Genomic DNA, 7,250 nt, shown 5'->3' with positions numbered 1-7,250 from the left:
TCACCCGCGAAGAGGCCAGCGCAGACAGCAAAAATCCTGTTGATCATGCTGCTCTCGCTGGCAATACCTGCCTGGGCCGCCGAACCCAAGGAGCTGGACTGGCCCGCCCTCATCCCCGAAGGCGCCCCGGTCATCCCGCCACAACTGGCCCCACTGCACGACCTGTCGCAAATCAGCAGCGCCCTGTTTGCCGAGTCCGCCCCCGCAGCGCGCCAGCAAGCCCCCGACGCGCCAGTGGTGAAAAGCCTCGACGGCCAGCAGATCAAACTGCCCGGCTACATTGTGCCGCTTGAAGTCAGCGAAGAGGGCCGCACCACCGAGTTCCTGCTGGTGCCCTACTACGGCGCGTGCATCCACGTACCACCGCCACCGTCGAACCAGATCGTGCATATCTTCAGCGAAATGGGTGTGCGCGTCGAAGACCTCTACCAGCCCTACTGGATCGAGGGAAAGATGCAGGTCAGAGCCTCCAGCAGCGAACTGGCAGACGCCGGTTACCAGATGGAAGCCGAGAAAATATACGCTTATGAGCTGAAATGAGAACCACTTCGAACTCTTGCGGACGCTTCTTTTGAGCTGGGTCAAACAATCGGTTTAGACGGCTCCGTACCATTGGACTACTCGATTACTCACGTCCTTTGGGAGCTCCCATGAACAAGTCCTTGCTCGGCGCCGCCCTCGCGGCCCTGGCGCTCGCTGCCCCTGTTGCCCACGCCCACCAGGCGGGCGATGTCATCGTCCGCGCCGGCGCCATCACCACTGCCCCCAACGAGAGCAGCGGCGACCTGAAATTCGACGGCAACAAGGTATCGGGCACCAAGGCTACCCTGGACAGCGACACCCAGCTGGGGCTGACTTTCGCCTACATGCTCACCGACCACATCGGCCTGGAACTGCTCGCCGCCACGCCGTTCAAGCACACCGTCGGCGTCAAGGGCCTGGGCGGCGGCCTGGATGGCAAGCTGGCGAACATCAAGCAGCTGCCACCGACCTTGTCGTTGCAGTACTACCCGATGGAGCCGAACTCCCGGTTCCAGCCGTATGCCGGCGTCGGCATCAACTACACCCTGTTCTTCGATGAAGACCTCAGCAGCAGCCGCAAGCAACAGGGTTTCAGCAACCTGAAGCTGCAGGACTCGGTCGGTATCGCCGGTCAGCTGGGCATGGACTACATGATCACTGACAACCTGCTGGTGAACGCCTCGGTCTGGTACGTCGATATCGATACCAAGGCCAGCGTCAACGGCCCGACCGCCTTGGGCTACAGCAAGACCAAGGTCGACGTGGAAGTCGACCCGTGGGTCTACATGGTCGGCCTGGGCTACAAGTTCTGACCTGAGCACTGCAGGGCGGCCTCGGCCGCCCTCGCCCGTTGCAGCCATAGCCAATACCCCAGTGCGAACGCACTGATCGCCATGCCAAGCCCGCATACCGCAGCCCAACCCCAATGGGCGTACACCCAGCCCGCCAGCACCGCCCCCAAGCCACTGCCCAGCGAATAGCAGCACATGTAGGCGCCAATCAAGCGGCTGGCCATCACGCCACGCCCGGCCAGCAATATGCTCTGGTTGGTCACGTGCACCGCCTGCACGGCGAAGTCCAGCATCAGCACCCCCAGCACGAAGGCAATCAGTGAATGCTCGACGAATGCCGTGGGCAGCCAGGACAGTACCAGCAGCGCCAGCGCCAGCCCGGTGCTGCGCTCGCCCAGCCCCTGGTCGGCCAGGCGACCGGCGCGCGCCGCCGCCAATGTGCCTGCAACACCTGCCAGGCCGAACAGGCCGATCTCGGTATGGCTCAGTGCCAACGGCGCAGCACTCAAGGGCATGACCATGGCACTCCACAGCACGCTGAACGCCGCGAAGATCAACACACCGAACAACCCGCGCTGACGCAGCAGCCGGTCGTGCCGGTACAAGCTGAACTGGGCAGCGATCAAGGCCCGGTAGCCAGGCCCGTGCGCCATGCGCTGCCCGCTCGGCAAGGTGCGCCACAACACCAGGGCCATAAGCATCAGCAGCCCAGCTGCAACCAGGTATACGCTGCGCCAGCCGGCCACATCAGCCAGCCCGCCCGAGACCAGGCGCGCTAACAGAATCCCCAGCACCACGCCACTGGTCACGGTCCCAACCGCCCGCCCTTGCTGGCCGGGTGCGGCCATGCTCGCGGCATGCGCGACCATCACCTGCACCATCACTGCCATCAGCCCGGTACTAGCCAGGGCCAACAGCAACACGGACCAGTTCGGCGCCATACCCACCCCGACCAGAGCCACGGCAGAGAACAGCAACTGGCCAAGGATCAGGCGCTTGCGGTCGATGAGGTCGCCCAGCGGCACTATCAGCAACAGCCCAAAGGCGTAGCCCGCCTGGGTCGCGCCGACCACCCAGCCGATCTGCTGCTGCGCCACCCCCAGCTCGGCGGCCATCGATTCGAGTAACGGCTGGGCGAAATACACCGTCGCCACGGCCATGGCGCTGGTGATGGCCAGCAGAAGGGTTATCCAGCGTGTCTGCGAAGGGGTCATCGGCTGGCCTCGAAAACTGGTTTCGAATTGAAACCACATGCTGGCTATTTAGCAAATGTAGTTTTAATCTGCAACCAGATAACCACGGCAGGCCGACTCCATGCTCGACGAAAACAATGCGCAATGCCCCGTGGCCCGGGCCCTGGAGGTACTGGGTGACCGCTGGGCGCTGATGATCCTGCGCGATGCCTTCGATGGCCTGCGGCGCTTCAGTGAGTTTCAGAAGAACCTGGGGTTGGCGAAGAACATCCTCGCCACGCGGCTCAAGCTGTTGGTGGAGAGTGGGTTGCTGGAGATGCAGCCGGCTTCGGATGGCAGCGCTTACAAGGAATATGTGCTGACCGGGAAAGGCCGCTCGGTGTTTCCGGTGGTGGTTAGCTTGCGGCAGTGGGGGGAGAAGTTTCTGTTCGAGGCGGGCGAGGTGCGATCGGAGTTGGTGGAAGCGGCTAGCGGCCACGGGCTTGAGACGTTGCAGGTGCGCGGCCAGGACGGGCGGGTTTTGAATGCCGAGGATTGCCTGCGCAGAGTTGTGCGGCATGGGTGATCATGGGGCTGCTTTGCAGCCCATCGCCGGCAAGCCAGCTCCCACAGGTACCGCGTTGATCTTGCGATTACTGGATCTTGTGGGAGCTGGCTTGCCGGCGGTTGGGGCGCAGAGCGCCCGCAATGGATATCAGCTTTTACCCAAAAGCCGCGCCAAACCCTCGACCATCGGCGTCGCCTGCGGAAAATCGAACCGCGCCAGCAAACGCTGGTTGTCCGCCCGCGAATGGCGAATGTCACCCGAACGCGCTGCGGCGTAGCTGACCGCAGGCAAACTGCCAACCACCTTCTCCAGCGCGGCCAGCAACTGGTTCAGCGAAGTGGCCTGGTTGAGGCCGATATTCACCGCCCCCTCCTGCACCTGAGGCTGCTCCAGCGCCTGCACCATCACCTGCACCAGGTCGCCCACGTAGAGGAAATCGCGGGTCTGCTCGCCATCGCCAAACACGGTGATCGGCGAGCCCTGCACTGCGCGCTCGGCGAAAATGCTGATAACCCCGGAATACGGCGAGGACGGATCCTGACGCGGCCCGAAGATGTTGAAGAAGCGAAACACCACCGGCTCCAGGCCATGCTGACGGCGGTAGAAGTCCAGGTACTGCTCACTGGCCAGCTTGTCCACGGCATACGGGGTCAACGGCGCCTTGGGCGTGTCTTCGGCAATCGACTCGCCCTCGCCATTGTTGCCGTACACCGCCGCGCTGGAGGCGAACAGTACCCGGCGCAGCCCATGCACGCGCATGGCTTCGCACACGTTGAGGGTGCCGATGAAGTTGCTTTGGTGGGTGCGTACCGGGTCCTCGACCGAGGCCTGCACCGAGGCCACTGCTGCCAGGTGCACCACGGCACGGCAGCCAGCCGCGGCTTGGGTGACCAGCGCTGCATCGGCGACATCACCTTCGATCAGTTGCAGCCGGGGGTGGTCGAGCTGCAGGTTGGCCCGCCGGCCGGTGGACAGGTCGTCGAGAATGCGTACGGCGTAGCCTTTGTCCAACAACGCATCGCACAGGTGGGAGCCAATGAAGCCGGCACCGCCGGTGATCAGGATGGGGGCGTCAGCCATGGCGATAGAACCGGTCCAGTAAGGGCGGCAGGCCGGCGCGCCAGGCGCGCGGCTTGATACCGAAGGTATGAAGAATTTTCTTGCAAGCCAGTACTGCGTGCTGTGGCTCTTCGCTGGCATCCGGGCGCGCCGCATGCGCCTGCGGCGTCGGTGCCTGCACAGCCAGCTGGCGGTAATGCCCGGCCTCGGTAAGTATCGCCTGGCCCAGCGCCAGCGGCGTGGTCGCCTCGTTGCCGGCGTAATGGTAGGTGCCCCACAGCGGCGCGCTACAGTCGAGCTGCTTGAGCACCGACAGGATCACCCGCGCGGCATCGTCGACCGGTGTCGGGTTGCCACGCCGGTCATCGGCCAGCAGCAGCTCTTGCGGCTGCTCGGCGCGGGTCAGGAAGCGGCCGAGGGCACCGTCGATGCTTTCGTCGAGCAGCCAGCCAAAGCGCAGAAGCACATGCTGCGGGCAAGCCGCGCGCACGCTCTGCTCGATACGCCACAGCGCCTGGCCACGCAGGCCGAGCGGCACTGGTTCGTCTTTTTCGCTGTAGGCCGTGGCCCGCGAACCGTCGAACACGCGATAGCTGGACGGCTGGATCAGGGTGATCTGGTGGTGCTGGCACAGTTCTGCCAGCCGCTCCACCGCCCGCTCCTGCTGAGCCAGGCGCTGCTCGCTGACCGACTCGGCCTGGAACCAGTCGAAGTAATAAGCCAGGTTGACCACGGCATCGGGGCGGTGATCATCGAGCAGCTGAGTGAGGCTGGCCGGGGCCCAGCCATTCTCGGGCGGGCGCGGCGCCAGGAAAGCGATGTCCTCCTCGGCCCCAAGACGAATCAGCGCTTGCCCGAGGGCATTGCCACCACCCAACAGCATTAGGCGCATACGCATAGAGTCAGCAGATCCGGAAGAGGTTAATGAATGAAAGGGGCATTTTGCGGTTTCCGATACGGGAAGTCCAACCACAGGGTTTATTGAGTTCCCTGTACTGACCTGATCGCGAGCAAGCCCGCTCCTGCAGGTAGCCCACTATTTCTGTATCAGCGTACCCGCGAAGAGGCCGGTTCCGGCAATATCCCTATTCAATCTCGAACAAACTGTTACGCAACGGCCCCACGCTCAGCCGCTCGCGTACATCGTCATCTATGCGCGGATCATCCGGCTGGTACAGCTTTACCTGTCGATAGGCATTGATGCGGTTGATCTCCTCTCCCAGATATTCCCACACCACCCGGGTACAGGCCGGGTTGCGCCGGTCGCCGCTGGATACCCCGGCCTTCAGGCCGTTGAGGCGGGTAATACGGCTTTTGAAGCTGGGAATGAGGATGGTCTGGCTCATTTCGTTGAAGGTGAGCGACTCGTAGTCGATGAGGAACACCCGGTCCTGCAACTGGAAAGCCGCACCCAGGTAGCGGCAACGTACTTCGGCATGCTGGTCGGCTGCGCTGGAGCGCTCCTGCCGCTCCTGACGTTCGAACAGGAAACGGCCGCGTTCCTCCCACAGATGCACCAGCGAGACGAGGATGGTGCCGGGTACCGACATGCAGTTGGAATACTCGAAGTAGTAACCGCAATAGCGCGACAAATTGCCCGCGTGTTCATGCAGCGGTCGGAACAGCTCGCTGATGGGGTCGCTGGGCTGATCGGCCAGGGTCGACACGCGGGCGCCGATCAACCGGGCGAACTGCTCGGCCGGCAGGTTCAGCTCGTAATCCTCGACACCGAAGAAATCGCCGATGCGCTTCAGGTTGAAAGCCGTCGGGCGGCTCTGGCCGCTCAGGTACTTGTTGAACTGCGCGCGGTTGATCGACAGCTGCCGGCAAACTTCGGAGATAGAGCGGTAGTGGCTGCAAGCCAGCTTGAGGTTGGTAGCGAAATGATCGCTCATGTGCGGAACCCAGGTGACGCGAATGGCGCCATTGTAGCATCAAGTCGCATCAAGTCAGAGCAATCCGCGAAATTGTAACCACTCTTGTCATGGCCAACCATGCGCCCCAACGAATAGCGGTGCGCCTGCCGTCCGCTGGTCTTTCCATGCGAAGAATAAGAATCGAGGTCATTTTCCAATGCTCGAAGCACTCAACGATTTCCTTTCCGGGAAACTCCTCATCGTGCTGATCGTCGGTCTCGGCGGTTACTTCACCATCCGTTCCCGGTTCGTACAGTTCCGCCATTTCGCCCACATGTTCACCGTATTCAAGGAATCGCTGCGTGGCCAGGCAGGCCAGCTGAGCTCTTTCCAGGCCCTGATGCTGAGCCTGGCCGGTCGCGTGGGCGCGGGTAACATCGCCGGTGTCGGCATTGCCGTGACCCTGGGTGGCCCAGGCGCGGTGTTCTGGATGTGGGTCACTGCGCTGGTCGGCATGGCCAGCAGCTTCTTCGAATGCACCCTGGCCCAGGTCTACAAACGCGCCGACGGCGACGGCCTGTACCGTGGTGGCCCGGCCTACTACATCCAGCACGGCCTGAAGCTGAAAAGCATGGCCATCGTGTTCTCGGTGCTGCTGCTGGTCACTTACGGCTTTGCCTTCATCGGCCTGCAGTCGTACACCGTGACCCACTCGCTGCAGAACGCCTTTGCCTTCGACCCAAGCCACACCGGTATCGTCCTGGCCGTGCTGCTGGCCGTCACCTTCATCGGCGGCATCAAACGCATCGCTGCGGTTTCCGACCTGCTGGTACCGGTCAAGACCCTTGCCTACATCGGCGTGACCCTGTACGTGATCGGCACCCAGATCGAGCACGTGCCTGCCATGCTGGAAACCATCTTCAAGAGCGCCTTCGGCCTTGATCCAGCGTTTGGCGGCCTGCTTGGCAGCGCCATCGTCATGGGCGTTAAGCGTGGTGTGTTCGCCAACGAAGCCGGCCTGGGTAGCGCGCCTAACGTCGCCGCCGTGGCGGCAGTGAAGCACCCGGGCGCGCAGGGCGTGGTCCAGGCCTTCAGCGTGTTCCTCGACACCTTCTTGATCTGCACCTGCACCGCACTGCTGATCTTGCTGTCGGGCTTCTACACCCCAGGCTTCGAAGGCGACGGCATTGTCCTGACCCAGAACTCGCTGGCCGCTGTGGTCGGTGACTGGGGCCGTGTGTTCGTCAGCGTGGCGCTGTCGCTGTTCGTCTTCACCTGCATC

At 63.0% G+C, this 7,250-nt stretch carries 8 protein-coding genes; 4 read left to right on the top strand and 4 right to left on the bottom strand.

Annotation, left to right across the window (positions count from 1 at the left end; translation table 11 throughout):
- Positions 1 to 45 precede the first annotated feature (45 nt).
- Complete coding sequence (locus HP547_RS18630; RefSeq protein WP_172287056.1) at positions 46 to 540, top strand: DUF3299 domain-containing protein; 495 nt, start codon at positions 46 to 48, stop codon at positions 538 to 540.
- 110 nt (positions 541 to 650) lie between these two features.
- Positions 651 to 1,334: an OmpW family protein gene (locus HP547_RS18625; protein WP_172220585.1), complete on the top strand. Its 684-nt coding sequence runs from the start codon at positions 651 to 653 to the stop codon at positions 1,332 to 1,334.
- Here HP547_RS18625 and HP547_RS18620 read toward each other — a convergent pair.
- The gene (locus HP547_RS18620) at positions 1,322 to 2,527 is read right to left on the bottom strand and encodes an MFS transporter (protein ID WP_172287051.1); all 1,206 of its coding nucleotides are present in this window, start codon (positions 2,525 to 2,527) and stop codon (positions 1,322 to 1,324) included. The genes HP547_RS18625 and HP547_RS18620 overlap by 13 nt on opposite strands.
- A gap of 100 nt (positions 2,528 to 2,627) precedes the next feature.
- Here HP547_RS18620 and HP547_RS18615 point away from each other — a divergent pair, with 100 nt between their 5' ends.
- A complete protein-coding gene (locus tag HP547_RS18615; protein ID WP_172287050.1) occupies positions 2,628 to 3,071 on the top strand; it encodes a helix-turn-helix domain-containing protein in 444 nt (147 codons plus the stop codon).
- 129 nt (positions 3,072 to 3,200) lie between these two features.
- Here the strand turns inward: HP547_RS18615 and HP547_RS18610 are convergent, their stop codons facing one another.
- From HP547_RS18610 to HP547_RS18600, 3 genes are all read right to left on the bottom strand, one after another.
- Positions 3,201 to 4,133 carry an NAD-dependent epimerase/dehydratase family protein gene (locus HP547_RS18610; protein ID WP_172220594.1) on the bottom strand — a complete coding sequence of 311 codons (933 nt, stop codon included), beginning with the start codon at positions 4,131 to 4,133 and terminating at the stop codon, positions 3,201 to 3,203.
- Positions 4,126 to 5,010, bottom strand: a complete 885-nt coding sequence (locus HP547_RS18605; protein ID WP_172220597.1) for a sugar nucleotide-binding protein — start codon at positions 5,008 to 5,010, stop codon at positions 4,126 to 4,128. The genes HP547_RS18610 and HP547_RS18605 overlap by 8 nt, the downstream gene beginning before the upstream one ends.
- 187 nt (positions 5,011 to 5,197) lie before the next feature.
- Positions 5,198 to 6,007: a helix-turn-helix transcriptional regulator gene (locus HP547_RS18600; RefSeq protein WP_172220621.1), complete on the bottom strand. Its 810-nt coding sequence runs from the start codon at positions 6,005 to 6,007 to the stop codon at positions 5,198 to 5,200.
- Positions 6,008 to 6,185: 178 nt separating this feature from the next.
- On the opposite strand from HP547_RS18600, the gene HP547_RS18595 reads away from it, so the two are divergent.
- On the top strand, positions 6,186 to 7,250 hold a 1,065-nt coding region (locus tag HP547_RS18595), incomplete at its 3' end, for a sodium:alanine symporter family protein (protein WP_172287049.1).

It is taken from the genome of Pseudomonas sp. CM27 (genome assembly GCF_013179515.1).
In the GTDB taxonomy this organism is placed as follows: domain Bacteria; phylum Pseudomonadota; class Gammaproteobacteria; order Pseudomonadales; family Pseudomonadaceae; genus Aquipseudomonas.
This window is presented reverse-complemented; position numbering and strand designations above follow the sequence as displayed.

Coding starts and splice junctions, on each gene's coding strand:
- HP547_RS18630 (WP_172287056.1), top strand. CDS start 46: ATGCTGCTCTCGCTGGCAATACCTGCCTGGGCCGCCGAACCCAAGGAG.
- HP547_RS18625 (WP_172220585.1), top strand. CDS start 651: ATGAACAAGTCCTTGCTCGGCGCCGCCCTCGCGGCCCTGGCGCTCGCT.
- HP547_RS18620 (WP_172287051.1), bottom strand. CDS start 2,527: ATGACCCCTTCGCAGACACGCTGGATAACCCTTCTGCTGGCCATCACC.
- HP547_RS18615 (WP_172287050.1), top strand. CDS start 2,628: ATGCTCGACGAAAACAATGCGCAATGCCCCGTGGCCCGGGCCCTGGAG.
- HP547_RS18610 (WP_172220594.1), bottom strand. CDS start 4,133: ATGGCTGACGCCCCCATCCTGATCACCGGCGGTGCCGGCTTCATTGGC.
- HP547_RS18605 (WP_172220597.1), bottom strand. CDS start 5,010: ATGCGTATGCGCCTAATGCTGTTGGGTGGTGGCAATGCCCTCGGGCAA.
- HP547_RS18600 (WP_172220621.1), bottom strand. CDS start 6,007: ATGAGCGATCATTTCGCTACCAACCTCAAGCTGGCTTGCAGCCACTAC.